This is a genomic window from uncultured Tateyamaria sp. (assembly GCF_947503045.1).
In the GTDB taxonomy this organism is placed as follows: domain Bacteria; phylum Pseudomonadota; class Alphaproteobacteria; order Rhodobacterales; family Rhodobacteraceae; genus Tateyamaria.
The window spans coordinates 49134-63209 of record NZ_CANNCF010000007.1; the positions used below are offsets into that span (position 1 = coordinate 49134).

General features: G+C 56.8%; 15 protein-coding genes. 3 read left to right on the forward strand and 12 right to left on the reverse strand.

What is annotated here, in order from left to right; translation table 11 throughout:
• Positions 1-56 precede the first annotated feature (56 nt).
• On the reverse strand, positions 57-650 hold the full coding sequence (locus Q1A89_RS21185; RefSeq protein ID WP_299733373.1) for an SMC-Scp complex subunit ScpB: 594 nt from the start codon (positions 648-650) through the stop codon (positions 57-59).
• 2 nt (positions 651-652) lie between these two features.
• Positions 653-1531 (reverse strand): DUF1403 family protein, encoded by an 879-nt coding sequence (locus Q1A89_RS21190; protein WP_299733376.1) that lies wholly within the window; start codon positions 1529-1531, stop codon positions 653-655.
• Between the two features lie 282 nt (positions 1532-1813).
• Between Q1A89_RS21190 and Q1A89_RS21195 the strand changes: the two genes are divergently transcribed.
• Positions 1814-2905: a tyrosine-type recombinase/integrase gene (locus tag Q1A89_RS21195; protein ID WP_299733378.1), complete on the forward strand. Its 1092-nt coding sequence runs from the start codon at positions 1814-1816 to the stop codon at positions 2903-2905.
• Positions 2906-2937: 32 nt separating this feature from the next.
• On the opposite strand, the gene Q1A89_RS21200 is transcribed toward Q1A89_RS21195, so the two are convergent.
• From Q1A89_RS21200 to Q1A89_RS21245, 10 genes are all read right to left on the reverse strand, one after another.
• On the reverse strand, positions 2938-3222 hold the full coding sequence (locus tag Q1A89_RS21200; protein ID WP_299211190.1) for a TfoX/Sxy family protein: 285 nt from the start codon (positions 3220-3222) through the stop codon (positions 2938-2940).
• A gap of 82 nt (positions 3223-3304) precedes the next feature.
• A complete protein-coding gene (locus Q1A89_RS21205; RefSeq protein ID WP_299211187.1) occupies positions 3305-3799 on the reverse strand; it encodes an AAA family ATPase in 495 nt (164 codons plus the stop codon).
• On the reverse strand, positions 3800-5113 hold the full coding sequence (repC, locus tag Q1A89_RS21210; RefSeq protein WP_299733379.1) for a plasmid replication protein RepC: 1314 nt from the start codon (positions 5111-5113) through the stop codon (positions 3800-3802).
• A 242-nt stretch (positions 5114-5355) separates the two neighbouring features.
• Positions 5356-6393: a ParB N-terminal domain-containing protein gene (locus Q1A89_RS21215; protein ID WP_299211181.1), complete on the reverse strand. Its 1038-nt coding sequence runs from the start codon at positions 6391-6393 to the stop codon at positions 5356-5358.
• Complete coding sequence (locus tag Q1A89_RS21220) at positions 6390-7748, reverse strand: AAA family ATPase (RefSeq protein WP_299211178.1); 1359 nt, start codon at positions 7746-7748, stop codon at positions 6390-6392. The genes Q1A89_RS21215 and Q1A89_RS21220 overlap by 4 nt, the downstream gene beginning before the upstream one ends.
• A gap of 152 nt (positions 7749-7900) precedes the next feature.
• Positions 7901-8245: an IcmT/TraK family protein gene (icmT, locus tag Q1A89_RS21225; protein WP_299733380.1), complete on the reverse strand. Its 345-nt coding sequence runs from the start codon at positions 8243-8245 to the stop codon at positions 7901-7903.
• A 16-nt stretch (positions 8246-8261) separates the two neighbouring features.
• Positions 8262-9557: a hypothetical protein gene (locus Q1A89_RS21230; RefSeq protein WP_299733381.1), complete on the reverse strand. Its 1296-nt coding sequence runs from the start codon at positions 9555-9557 to the stop codon at positions 8262-8264.
• Positions 9554-10732, reverse strand: coding sequence for a DotH/IcmK family type IV secretion protein (locus Q1A89_RS21235; protein ID WP_299733382.1), 1179 nt, complete (start codon positions 10730-10732; stop codon positions 9554-9556). Before Q1A89_RS21235 ends, Q1A89_RS21230 begins: the two co-directional genes overlap by 4 nt.
• A 47-nt stretch (positions 10733-10779) precedes the next feature.
• Positions 10780-11427, reverse strand: coding sequence for a type IVB secretion system apparatus protein IcmL/DotI (locus Q1A89_RS21240; RefSeq protein ID WP_299211167.1), 648 nt, complete (start codon positions 11425-11427; stop codon positions 10780-10782).
• Positions 11428-11439: 12 nt separating this feature from the next.
• Entirely contained in the window at positions 11440-12669 is a 1230-nt protein-coding gene (locus Q1A89_RS21245; RefSeq protein ID WP_299733383.1) for a hypothetical protein, read from the reverse strand.
• A 191-nt stretch (positions 12670-12860) separates the two neighbouring features.
• Between Q1A89_RS21245 and Q1A89_RS21250 the strand changes: the two genes are divergently transcribed.
• Both Q1A89_RS21250 and Q1A89_RS21255 read left to right on the forward strand, forming a co-directional pair.
• Complete coding sequence (locus Q1A89_RS21250; protein ID WP_299211161.1) at positions 12861-13499, forward strand: hypothetical protein; 639 nt, start codon at positions 12861-12863, stop codon at positions 13497-13499.
• A 15-nt stretch (positions 13500-13514) separates the two neighbouring features.
• The gene (locus Q1A89_RS21255; RefSeq protein WP_299211158.1) at positions 13515-14063 is read left to right on the forward strand and encodes a hypothetical protein; all 549 of its coding nucleotides are present in this window, start codon (positions 13515-13517) and stop codon (positions 14061-14063) included.
• Positions 14064-14076: the final 13 nt, after the last annotated feature.

Sequence of the window (14076 nt, forward strand, 5' to 3'; positions counted from 1 at the left end):
TAACTCATAAATGGCCCAAATTTGAGCGATAGATCGCGATTTTCGCCGCTGGCATGTCATTCTGCAGCCAGTCCCGCATCCGTCAGCTGTTCACGGTCCGGCAGGTCTTGGAGCGACTCCAGCTCGAACGCCACGAGAAACTTCTCCGTCGTTACATAGGTGTAGGGTGCTCCGCGCCGCGGCGACCGTGGTCCGGTCCCGATCAATCCGCGGGCATGTAGCCGCCCGATCAGGTCGCGGCTGATCTCCTTGCCGAAGATGTCCTTGAGCCCGTCCCGGGTGATCGGCTGGTGGTAGGCGATGGCGGCCAACACGGCAACGTCGTATTCGCGTAGATCGAGATCCTGATCGCCGACATCCGCCGCGGTCTGGATCGCCGCCGCATAGGCCGGCCGCGTCCGCAGCATCCATCCGCCGGCCACTTTAGCGACTTCGAAGGACCGCCCCTCGAGATCAGCCGCGAGATCGTCGATCAGCAGATCGACCGAGGCCCCCTGCCCCACTACGCGCGCCAGGTCCTCGCGCGGCACGGGTGACGCTGAGGCAAACAGCACGGCTTCGATCCGGCGCATCCATTCGCGCCACCGCAGGTCAGCAGGCAAGTCTTCCAGCTCACAGTCTAGCGCCTCTTCTGTGTGATCCTTGGCCATCCTCAGACCCCGTAGAGCCGAAAGGTATCGCGCCCCGTCAATTCGCGCACGGCGCCGAGCTCAACCAGACGGTCGCAAAACCGACGTGCAGCGCGATCCGACCGAAGCGATGTCAATGATGTGGGCGCGACAGCATCCTGTGTCAGTAACTGCGAAACCGCCTCCTCCGCGCCCCTCGCTCTCAGCTTTGGCGCTACCGCTCGCAAGCGACTTGCGCGTCGCGTCAGATCAGTGGCCTGTCGTGTCGCTTCCGCAACCGCCGCGATAATCGCTTGATGGCAGGTCAACCGAAGCCCCTCATCTGACTTTCGCAGATCGCCGCGCTTGAAACTGAGCCCCAAAAGCGGCGTCACATGTGACCATCCAAGCACCTGTGCCAAAGCCGCATCAGCCAAAACAAACGCTGTCGCGGGGTCGCGAGGTCGCTCCTTGATCACGGATTGCAGCACGGCTGCGGCACGAGGGATCGGCGCTCCCTGCCCCGCGTCGAGCCAGGTCGCAATCTGCTCCGGCTGAAGATCAGACAAGGCACGGTGAAGTGCATTGACTGACACAGGTCGTTCGATGGCCCGTCGCCAGGACAGGTAAACCTCGCCAGCAGGGCCCGGACTATCGTTAGGCTGCAGAAACGCCACCGCATCGCGTAGCTCTGAAGCCCGTTCGGGGCGTCCCTGATGCGTCATGCTGGCGTCCGCGGCGCGCAGCGCCAGCCGCGCCCGCAGCAAGGTCTGGGGCACGTTCTGATCATTCAACACAAGATGCAGATGGTTCAGCGCAGCACCTGACAAAAACGCCACATCTTCAGGGGTTTCGGCACGCCCGGACGTGACCCACGGCGGCATTCTGGGTAACGTATCGAAGTTGTCAGCGGCATAGGTCATGCCACAACACTAACCTGCCACGGCGCTTTCGTCCACAATATGATGTGCAAACCGCCCCACCTTGCGGCTCTCTTTCATGTCCAATAAGTTTGCATTATCGGACATAGAAAGGGTATGCTCAGAAACATGCAAGATTCCGACAATAAAGGGTACAAAACGCCCACGCCAGACGGACGCGAGGCTGAGATTTCGTCCGCAGCGTCCCCAAGCCCGTCGAACAATCGTCAGCACGACGAGAGGCCACGTAGTGGCGCGCCCGCTGACGGCGCATCTGCCGCAGGTATGCCCGACATCGATTTGGATGATCTTTTATCAGAGCCTGCCGGCAAGGACGACAATGGTGAACAGAGCATCGCCCTGCCCGCCCATGTCGCCGGTTCTGGAACGCTCGACCGCCTCGTCGACCAAGCTCGGGATTACGCAGCTGCAGCCACGGCCGAGAATACCAACAAAGCCTACAAGACGGACTGGAAACACTTTGCCAGCTGGTGCCGGCGAAAGGGTGTGGATGCGCTGGTCCCCTCCCCCGCTGTGATCGGTCTCTATATCACCGACTGCGCCAAACCCCAGGATGGGTCCCCTGCCCTCTCCGTCAGCACGATCGAGCGGCGTCTGTCCGGCCTCGCCGCAAACTACCGGCATCGCGGCCTCACCCTCGACATGAAGGATCGCCACATCGCCTCGGTCTGGGCCGGGATCAAGAATACGCACGGCAAACCACCGACACAGAAGGAAGCGGTGCTGGCCGAGGATGTGCTCGAGATGGTGGCGCTGCTCAGCTTTGGACTGCGCGATATGCGTGACCGCGCGATCCTGCTGATCGGGTATGCGGGTGGGTTGCGCCGCACTGAAATCACCGGTCTGGATATCGGTAAAGAAGAGACCGACGACGGTCGCGGTTATCTGGAAATGCTAGACGGCGGCGTTGTGCTACACATCAGGGGCAAGACCGGCTGGCGCGAGGTTGAGATCGGTCGCGGATCCTCAGATCAGACCTGCCCTGTTCACGCGCTCGAACAATGGCTTCATTTTGCCAAGATCGACTTCGGGCCGGTTTTTCGGCGGGTGTATCGGGACAATTCCGGCGTCGGGATCGAGCGACTCTCTGACAAACATGTTGTGCGGCTTATCAAGCGTCTCGTCCTGGACTCCGGGGTTGGCCTTGACCGACCAACACTCTCAAAATTATCCGATGAAGAGCGTGTGAAGCACTTTTCCGGCCATTCCCTGCGCGCCGGTCTCGCCTCCGGGGCTGAAGTCGACGAGCGCTACGTCCAAAAACAGCTTGGGCATGCCTCGGCCGAGATGACACGGCGCTATCAACGCCGACGGGATCGGTTCCGCGTGAACCTGACCAAAGCTGCCGGATTGTAACGCTCGTGCTTGTCAATCAGTGAGATTGAATGTCAGGTCGCTGCCGAAAAGCGAGCAACATCATTTTGCAGTGAATTCTTCACCTCGTCACCGATATCGTCCCAATGCAGATCCCGTAGCGCACCTTCGAGTGAATACAGGTAGTAGCAAAGCGGTGTCCGCGCTTCGGGATGACGTTGTTTCATCTCGCAATATGCTGTGGCTGCGCCAACGCGCTCCAAATCATCTTTGGTCTGAATACCGATTTCATGAAGCCGTCGAGCAACGGTGGCACCGATATTCTTAAGCTCCCTGACGGCCGGGCTCACGCGTTTCATGTCAACGCTCCTTTCTTTGTCGGCCCCAACTCTAGCACAGACCTACTGACAGCCTATGTCAGCAATGAGATCAGAACCTGCATCAGACGAATTCTACGTTGAGCTCCGAAATCTCCTCTGCGCCTGGTGGTTCCCACATTTGGGAGGCCATCGTAAATACGTCCTCCGAAACCTCCATCGAAAACGTCTCGCCCTTTTCCTCATTTCGTTTCTGAACCCGCGCCCAGCGGTCCACTTGGGGTAGGTCGAGCACATATATCTGATAGGTATGGCTCGTGCTCTCTACCTGTTGGCAAAAGAGCCGACGGTCGGCCGTTCTAAGAAGGCCGAGTTCAACAATAGCCTGATTTCCACTGTCCAGCAGCCCGAGAGCGACCTTCCATATCTGGACCAGGCACCGTTGCTTGCGTTCTGCGTACCATGTCCAAATGTCTGTTTCAGGTCTGTCAGGCCGGTACAAGTTTATCATCCAATCGTCCAGGATGAACGGCGGCGTCTTGAATTCTTTGCCTAGCTGCCCGGCAAATGTCGTCTTACCGGCTCCCACCGGCCCCTCGATAATATGAATACAGCCCATTTACGCTCTCACTTCGCTCAATCGCCCATAAAAACTGCGGTCCAAATGCAATTCCCCTGCCCTAGCCTTCTCGACCATTCCTCGGAGATAGCCACCAGGCGATTTGACCTCTCCGGTTGTGTGCTTGTCGAAGATCAGAGCGATCGCGGCGGCCGCAACGGCGGGTCCAAGCGCCTTCTGCGAAAGATTCCAGGCATCTTCGGATATCCCCGCCATTCCCCTGATCTGCCCGGCGGCACGGTGCAACTCGTTCCAGTTTCGGATATATCCGCCCCCAAGATCCCGCGCTATCTCGGCAAAATGCGGACAGGTTGCCATCAGAATCGGGATATCGACCTCTGAAGTGCGTTTGTTGGTATGGGTACTCCACTGGATATCAAGATCCACTTCTTCCGGCCTTTCAACCCGCTCAGGTTTTGGCTTTTCTGGCTCAACGCCCGCCGCGTGCTTTTTTTCAAAGCGGTTACTATATACAGGATCAGGTTGGTTTGTAGTTAGTATATGGGTGCCATCAGAGACACCTGTGGGTGTCATATTTACATTGATTGGAACATCATTTCTTGCAGAAGACGCCTCCGGATTTGGTGATTTGAAGTCAGATTCCTCTGGCCAATCGAAAGCAGCTTCAAAAGCTTCCTCCACACGATCCTTGAAGGCTTTGAACCAGTCCACGATGTCCAGGAGTTTATTGGCCGTGGTGGTGCGCTTAGGCAGCCCCTGAAGCAGCACGGCGAATTCTTCCTCCAAATCCTTCCACGGACCTCTGAGGCCGCTCTCCAGAGCTTTGTCGATCTTCGCGCGGATAACACGCCGTGTAATCGTCACAACGTTCCTCAGAGAGGCACAGAACGCGCGTTCCTGCTTCAGCTGGGCGTAAAGTGCCTCAAACTCTTCTGCACGCGCTGCGAGCGGCGCTAGATCGAAGCCATAGGCCTCCACAATCACACCATCCTCGTCCCTGTGGCCGTAGCGCTTGCCGTTTGGGCTGTCCTTGATCCAGATAAGGCCCAGTTCCGCCAGCCGACGCACGTGACGTCTCAGCGTGGACAGTGAGAATCCTGTCTGTTCCATCAGGAAGTTGTTCGAGGCCCAGACGATCGGCCGCCTACCTTGCTCCCAGTCCTGGGGCTGCGTGAAGGCGGCAAAAGTATCGAGCAGCAGGAGATCTTGTGCCTGCAGGCCGATTGCAGCTGCCACACGCTTTGCGGCACTGGTTGCCTGTGATTTGGGTATAGAAAGCTGTTCACCGGCTTGTGCGTGCTTTTCAGCGACCACAAGGCCCGGCGTTGGCTTGCGCCATCCGTTATGTTTCATGAGTGTTTTTACACCTCCATCAGTTGAATGAAGGCAAAAGGGTCCCGTTCACCAAATCGGTGTTGTGTCGTTGACATCGATTCGCGGAGAAGCTATTTAGTCACTGCTAGATGAATTAAGTTGAGCTCTCTGACCGCGAGGTTTGGGGGCTTTTCTTTTGCCGTTAGATCACGTGATGTTCCCTTTCTGCTCTTGCCTCAATGAGGGTCGTGCGCCCTTCCCTGTCGTAGCAGGTGAGCGTTTCATTTCTTCGACCCATGTTCTTGTAGGTAAGCGGCGATGACATCGCCCAAGCCTTCCAGGCTTTGCTTATCCAAATTCATTCCGGCAGCGCTGACGGATAGCTTTCCGCCTTGCGATGACATCGAGAGTTTTCTCGATCCAACTGATCGCGTCACAATCAATTTCTTGGGCTTTGCGGGCGCCTTAGTCTTGAGCGCTTTGTCTTCTGATAGGCTCGAAACAGCTTTTTGAAGATCAGGAAAGCTGAGGTCATAAGCATTCTTGAATTTATTCAAGATTTGCTCGCGATCTCTAAAAACTGCTCTACCGCGCGAAACAATGCTCTCATGCACGCCTATCCGCTTTGCAAACGAAACAGCGGTTACGCTGCCAGAGCGGCTACTCAACTTTAGATTTTCAAACATCTCTCCAATTGACAGGAGACGTTCGAACGGGCCGAGGTTTTCCCGCTCCTCGTTCTCTCGAAATCGCATGAAGAGAAGTTCGAACTCTTCGTCTTCGGACCCGCGCTTCTCTGGCGATGCCAGCACTGCACGCAGAGGTCTCCCAAGCTGCTCTGCAATTGCATGTCGCCGACGACCTGTAATCAAATTAAACTGAACGCCATCAACATTCTCTGGGTCGAGCGGATCGGGCTTCCAGTTCGGATCACTCGGCCAGACTTGTATCGGAGTATCTTGTCCGTTGGCCTCAATACTGTTCTTTAGGGACTGAAATTGCTCTTGGGACTGCCAGTCCGTACGTCGATCAGATCCCAGCCGATCAGTGACAAATGCATGGTTCAAGGACAGCTCATGGTGACCACTGAGGATATCGTCCATCATTTTTTGACGAGCTCTACTCAACGCCGCTTTGTTTTGCTCAACGGCACCAGCCTTCCAGGCGCTCCCAGCACCACCGATGCGAGGCTTTGCAGCTGGAGACGGCTCTGGCGTCGGGTTCTCGGCTACTGACGGTGTTTCTATATCAGCTCTTTCGGAAGACCCGCTGTCGTCCGTCTTGGTTGTATCCTGCAACAAGGAACGCTTAAGTTTCATGCCGTTTCCTCCGCATCTTCTTCATAGAATTCGTTGATCCAAGTTTCTGAATAGCCACGCTCACGGCCCGGCCAGATCCTAGAAACAATTGCATCGTTGACAGCGTCAGCATTTGTGAGGAACCGTTCGATGCCCTTCTTCTTGCCCCGCGTGTCGGGCTCGTACTCATAAACCGATTGATAAACGTCTGACGCGTTGGCAATCGCATCTGACCGCAGATAGAACACTGGCAAAACTTCGGTTGGACAGTGCTCCAGCAGATTGGCTACTTGCTTGAGATCTTGATCATTTGTTCGCTGTACGATTGTAGGCAACAGCATGTTAGCCCCAGTGCCAATCTCAATGCGATCGTGGTCGAGGATATGATTTATCATTCCGCGAAGGCCGGTAACGAACGTAGACAAGGTCGCAATATCGAAACCTTTCATCGTCTGTGGAATGACCAAGTTGGTTGAAGCAACAACGTTATTGAGTTGGAATAGAGTGAGAGCCGGCTGGTAATCGATGATTATGCAATCAAGCGTCTCGCCGAGCGCATCGTCGAACTTCTTTAGATCAACGGTGCCATTCTCCACCAGCTCATTAGGAGCTGTCTTAGGTTCATGGTGATCGCGCCAGCGCTCAATGCTGTCCCGAAGATATCTGTAAAAGGCTTTTTCGGGGGGATTGTCACGGATTAATCGGGTGATCTGCAGCTCGCCCTCAGAGGTTTCACCATGTGCAGGCAATAGCCGCAGACCAGGCCATGAAGTCTTCAGGAAGAAGCTGTCTAAGGTTTCTGCAGAGTGCTCGGTATATGGCTTGCCATCTTCGGTCATATACAATCCGGCGAAGTCAACGAGTGTTGCAGTGTCCTCAGTAGGGAGTTGAGGCAGCCCTTCGCCGCCAACGAAGTAAAGAGTGATTGTGCTTTGAGGGTCGGCGTCCATAACACCAACCCGCATCCCAAAATGTAAACTCAAGTATTGAGCAAAATGGGCCGCTGTCAGCGATTTGGCCGTGCCGCCTTTCTGGCTTGCGAACGAAATTACCGGAAGTGAATCGCCAGGTTTGCGCCAAGCAAGATAATCGTATGGCCGTTTTGCCGATGCAGCCAAGAGGGCCCGTATGTGCATCAAATCGACAAGCGTGAAGACCCGCTCTCTGCCAACATATTCGCCGGCAGGAAAGTTATGATTCTCTCTGGCAAATTTTGTCAGATACTGAATGCTAACATTGAGAAACCGTGCGCACTGACGCATTGACCAAGATCGCTCGATACGATTTCGGATGGTAAGGTCCTTGTTGACCGAGACCATTGTCTTGTCGAGACCGCGTGAGAGGTCGTTCAAAAATTGTTCTAATGTACCGCTCATGATACTTACCGCTGCTCCCGATTCTCTTATGGAATCGATTCTGCACCCGTAGTAGCATGGTTAGGCATATCTTGTACAGATAACGCGCTTCTATGCTAAATAGACGCTTCTTATGGGCCTTACTAGAGCGAACTTTGAATTCTTGAATATATTCAAGATCGCTCTGTCTGTGAATTGGGGAGACTTGTATGAAGAGCATCCGCTCCATACTCGACCATCGGCCGAAGCCGCGTATACGAGACAGCTGGACGGAATGCCCCGACCAGCTTTGATCGCGCCAGGCGCATGAGGTTCTCAAGCGAATAGTTGAAGTAGCTCGCCACCGTGAACCCTGCGATCGCGAAGACAAGCACGGCGAAGGTCCACCATCGGATGTGGAAGATGAACAGGATGATGAAGAAGATCAGCCGTGCGTCGAAGAACATGAGATGCGGTCGCGCCATGGCGTAGCGCCAATGTACCGTCGAGCGATAGATATTGTAACGGTCATCCGCCATGATCGACCTTTCGCTCTCAGCGCGTGGGCGTTTCTACATTATTGGTGAACAGGACGCCGATGATCTGACGCGAGCGCAGCGAGATCAGTGGGCCTTTCGGAGCGCTTTGTACAAACTCTCCAGCCAGATCGTTCCCGACCTCTGCAAGGCCTTTGTAAAGCCCTTGTTCGATGGTGGCTGCCGGGCGCGTGACGCCTGTGACGCCGCCAAGATCAATCAGCGAGGTTCCCGGATCGGAGAGCGCTTCACCAACGCCAGAGACAAAAGCTGCCGCAACGCGTGGTGCATAGCGCGCAAAGAGTCGTCGATCCAAATCCGTCCGTACTGCAAGCGACTTTTGCCGTGCATCCACTGCGTAGGCCGATACCGGCACCTGTGTTCCATCGGGCAAAACGGCCGAGTTGAACTGCACGACCAGATGGGTGTTGTTCTGGTTTGCTTCAAAGCCACCCAGTAAGCGGGCACCCTTGAGAGGACCCCTGCGGATTTCCGCGACGACAGGGCCGGGGGTGTCGCTGTCATTGGTGATGATGGTTGAGGCCAGAACGACATCACCGGCGCGTATGAGCGGCTGAGAGAGGGCAGGGGAGCTGCGTTGGGCTGCATTGCCATTGGCTGCTGTGCCTTCAATGGTGGGCTCGTCCTTGGGCAACAGATCTTCTTCGACAACAACTGTGCCTGCCGAGGGTTGGACCTGCCAGGAACTCAGCAATCCTTGCTGCTGCGTGGCCATCAGCTGCGCAAGTTGATTGATCCGTGCATAGTCAGGTGGTGCGGGCTGGTTCGGGGTCGGCTGGGCCTGCTGCCTCACAGGCTGCTGGCGATCGATCACGACGGTCCGCGGTTGCTGCGTTTCGACGGGCACATTGGCCGGAGGGAGTGGCCTATTGGGATTGGGCGCGATGGCCGGTGGTTTCTCATCGATCTGGCGCAGCGGTTCATCCGGTGTCGCGATGAAGGATGTGTCATTGTCTTGCGCCTCACGCGCACCATCCTGGTTCTGCTGCCGCAGGTTGTCCTGATAGCGCTCTGACGTGCGCAACTGATCGCCCGCAGGCGTATCATCGACGTTTGGCGTGCCCGCGACCCTGCTCGGACCAATCAGCTCGGGGTTTTTCCAAACCTCATATCCAACCGCACCCCCAACAACGAGAACGGTGAGGACGGCGATGTTCCTGAAGGAGAGGAATCCACCTTTACGCTCGCGGTTGATATGACTGGTGCGTTCTCGATTTGCGGAGTCCGTCGGATCGACCGCTGGGCCGACATCGGCGGCATCACTGTTCTTGTTTGGTTCTTTTGACTCACTCATTGAGAAATCCTCACTTTAGAGACACGGCCGTTCGATGAGATGAGAGCAACCGAGGTCGGTCTGATCCGATAGGCTTTGACCTGTCCAGGACCGGTCAGGATCCGTGAGGCGGGCGGCGAGATGATTGCATCAGACGATTGCAGATAGATCGCGCCGTCATAGCTCCAGGCCCTGACAGCCGGATTATCAGTCGATAAGCGCACAGCGTTGCCAGGAATGTCGGCCCCTGTGGCAAAGGCCATCATCACATCGTTCGAGGCGCGCGTGACAGGTTCGCTCTGCCGGGTTTGCAACGGCTTTGTGGCCGCGTTGGGCCCGAGCCCGTGGACCGTAAAGTCACGGCGGTAATGCGTGTTGAGGGAATTTGTCCGAACCTCGAACACCAAGGGCCGGCTTTCACCCACGAGAGACACAACGATGTTGGAGAACCCGTGGGGCACAAGCGGCGTGACCGCAAGTTGGTTCGAGCCTTCCTGCATCGCATAGACCTGGAAGCTTTTGGGCTTGCCAATCACGTAGGACGCCACAGGCCAGGCCGCCCCGGTACGATCATAGAAGGCCATGACACTAACGGTATCCGGTCCGGTCAGCAGAACCTCGGGCTCCTGCGCCGATTCCAGTGTCAGGCGCTTGGCATCTGTGATCGCGTTCGGAAACTGGCCCGAGGGCGGCGTCGCGGCGGCTTTCTGACTTTCATCGACGCGGCGGCGGTAGTCCCGGATCATTTCAGGTGTCATCGGGAACTGGCTTTGGATCGCTGCGCCATAGGCTGTGATCTCTTCGGGCGTCAGTGGACGGTCGAGATCATCAAGGCTTTGAAGCAGCTCTTGCGCGCCGACAATCGGGAAGTCTCCGGTTGGCGTCTGCGGCTGCTGGGGCTGGTCCGGCTGCAGGCGCTGATTGATCTCGTTTTGTGTGAGCGGTTCGGTTCCTGTCGGCAGGTTCTGCTGCGCAGATGCTTGGTTCCCACCGTTCTCAATAGTGACAACGGTTGTGCCGTCGCCTTGACCGGGCAAGGTCGCAGCTGGCCTGGTCGTAGGTTGGGGCAGGGGGGTCTGAACCTCGTTGCCGGGCGGGACAGTCTCGTCGCCGCTGGCATCAAGCTGAACTTGTTGCGCCTGAGCTTGGTGGGTCAGGTTCGGCGCGAGAACCACGCCAAGTAAGAGAGCGCTCAAACTACGCGATAGGCGAAGCCGTTTTGAGGATTGATATGTGGTTTGCATCAGGCACCTCCGGGAGCCGCGATGAAGCGGGAGATGGCCATCGCATAGGGGGATTCATAGGTTTGCAGCCGCTCAATATTGACGGTGATCATGAAGTTCTGACCTGTCACCTCGGAGGCTGATTGATAGGTGACGCGCAACGGGATCTGCACGATCCACTCATAGACGCCGCGATCATTGATGCCCTCGCGGACAATGACCGCATTGTTGGCGACAGCCGTCGTGTTCAGGCGACGGCTTTGCACGAGATCGAGCATCTGGCTCTTCTGGACGGCTTCTACAAACTGATTCCAGCCCGTGGGCTTGGTAAAATACTGCAGGGCGTTGTTAAAATCGGCGCGGTAATTGGCAAAATCGTAGGTGAGGGACGACGTCACCGCCTTGACCGCGAAATTGCTGACCTCGGCGGCAGACTGATGCGGCTTATCAAGCGGGACGAGCGGCAGGAGCTGACCGTCCGTCGTGGTCGCAAAGTAGCGCGGTTCAGGACGGTTCACGGCCAGATAAGCGGTCGAAGCTGCCAGCACAGTTGTTGACAGGCCAAGACCGAGCGCGATCTTGGCCATGACCTTGTAGGATATCTCGAATGTGCGCGCCGAGCGCAGAATGGATTCGGCTGCGCTCAGGTTCTCATTGTCAGGCAGCATCGGCGCATCTCGTCACTGATTGCTGGCAGTGGCAGAAGCATCTGCCTTGGCGACGGTCAGGATGTCGGAGGGCAATTCGGAGAAAGCGAACTTTGCGCCCTGGTCTGTCTGATAGAGAAAGAACGGCACGCCCGGCATCTTGTTGGCCCGCATCCAGTTGATGTTATCGACGATGCCCTGGATGACGGCCTTGTCGGCCTGATTGGTATCCATCTGGGTTACTGCCACTGTCCCGCGTGTTTTAGACGTCATATGGGCCATGAAGGTTTGCGGGATGTTCTCGGAATGCAGGATCGACAGGGATGTGTTGAAGCCTTGCACGCCGGTGATGGGGGCAGGGATAATCCGAAGATCGATTGCGCCGCTCGCAATCTCATTGTGCATCGAATCGATGGTCCATTGGCAATGGGGGCATTCCGGATCGGCCAGCATGTAGACGACAGGCGCGCCGGGCTTCGGTGTGGCAGCGGAGAACCAGATGCGTTCCTCGCCGGCCTGTTTGAAGATCGTATCCATCCCAGCCTGGACGTCGGCCGAAGGCTGTTCGACAGCGGTGATCGGCGCGCTGGCAACAGTTCCGGTGGTTGTCGACTGCGCGGCAGGGGCTGCAGGTATCGCTGCGGGGGTGCTGGCTTGTGGCTGCAAAATAGTGCGGAGCTGGCTGAGCGCAGGCGACTGGGCGCTTGAAACACGCGACGCGCTTTGCGCGGCCTCGGGTATCAGCGTCATACGCGGTGAAGAATTTGGTTCGTTCTGCACAGGTGCGATGCGCGCGGAGGGTTGGTTTGTCACCGCCTGCGGCGATGATGGGATCAATCGTTGAGAGGGTCCTGCAATCGGTTTGGCATTCGGATCGGGGACCGTTGCAAGCAAGGCAGCGGTGATGTCCTCGCCTTGTGGCCCGATGATGCGACCGACAATGGTCAGCCCATCCTGTGTTGTAAGCGCCGTTGCCGGATTGCCCTCTTGATCCTTAATCGCCCAGGCTTGCATCTCGCCGATCTTCATCAGCGGGCGCACGTCGGGATCTGTCTTGGAGATCAAAGTCTCGATAAAGGGAGATGTGCCCGTGCAACCGGCAAATCCTTCCTTCCAACTATACTCCTGCGCGTTGCCGACCGAGGCAGAGCCCATCAGTAAGATTAGCGCCAGAGCGGTCCGCGTTTGGCTTCCCACCTTGGTCCTCGCTGCTAGCTGCAAGCAGCTGAACGTATGATTTGTTCTCTCTTCTACATGGGGCATGGGGGAAATCCTTTTGCTCGGGGTGTGTTTCTCAAAGGTCTTTACTAGGTGGTTTATATCGTTATATATAACGATATGTTTTTGATAGCCATAGCCTAGTTCCGAGAACCCACAACCCATCTGCGAGATACCGTCAGACCAACCGTTCTTCCGGAAACCATGTGAGGCCACACACAGCAGGAGGGAGTGCCATGTTTGGGTCGGAGAGCGCACGAGATGTGACACCGATGTCCCACGCGGACGCTTTTGCCGACCGCTTCCAGTCGGCCCGCAGAACACAGGACGGCAGCACGATTTTTCTGGAAACCCGTCGTCCGGTTGCGGACTTCATCAATGGTCTGTGCAAAATCCTGTTTGCTGTCGCCGTCCTCGGCCTTGTCGCCATCGGCGGGGTGATCACCTTCAACGCCCTCGATCTTAAGGCTGAAGCTGGTCCCGTGGTCTCGGGGTCAGCCGTCGAAGATCGGCAGGCGCGTGAATTGGACGAACTGCGATCCGAAGTCGCGTTGCTGACAGAACAAAGCATGGCGATGCGCGCCGAGCTTGTGCTTCTGACGGGACGTGATGGTGTTCTGCCTAAGCTGGTCTCTCGCCTGCAGGAACAGCGCAAGGTGAATGGCGCACATTCAAACGCGATCCGGCAACTCTATTCGACCACAGGGCTGATTGGCGCATCGCTGCCATTGGCAGATGAAGGCACTGCTTCCGAAAGTGTTGGCTCCCGTCCCGTTCAAGTCACGCCTGTCGCCGCATCCCAAGAAGAGGACACGCCCAAGCGTGTGGTGCTCATCCCAGAAGGCGATGCCGAGGCCGACAAGGATGGTGAATGATGGAGACGCTATCTGATGGACGAGCTGACCGCCTTCTTCGCACGGGTGACGAACATCTTGCCTCCGGCGCAAGCCTTCATAGCAGCGCTCTGTTTTGTACTGGGCATCATCCTTGTCGTAATCGGCAGCCGCTTGATGTTGATCACCGCCGAAGAACGGGCGCACGCCCATCATCGTCGGCACGGCTACTGGCAAGGCATGACCTATATTGTCTTCGGCCTGCTGATCATCTCGCTGGATCTGACGCTCTCCGCCTGGATCGCATCCCTCTATGGTGCGGACAACACGACCGCCAGCGCCGCCAGCGAGATCATGGCCTATGCCCCGGAAATGCTGTCGCCCGTGGCGGGTGCGCCCGGCGAAGCCATTTTGATCGCCCTTGTGCGCATGGCGCAATTCATCGGACTGCTGGCCGTCGTGCGCGGTCTCTTTCTCTGCGTCAAATCAGCGGACATGCCCGCTCAGGGGCTGATGGGCAAAGGCTTCATCCACATGATCGCTGGGATCATGGCCGTCGATCTGCCCCGCACCGTCGGTCTCTTCGAAAATCTCTTCTTTGGCTAAAATAAGGAACCCC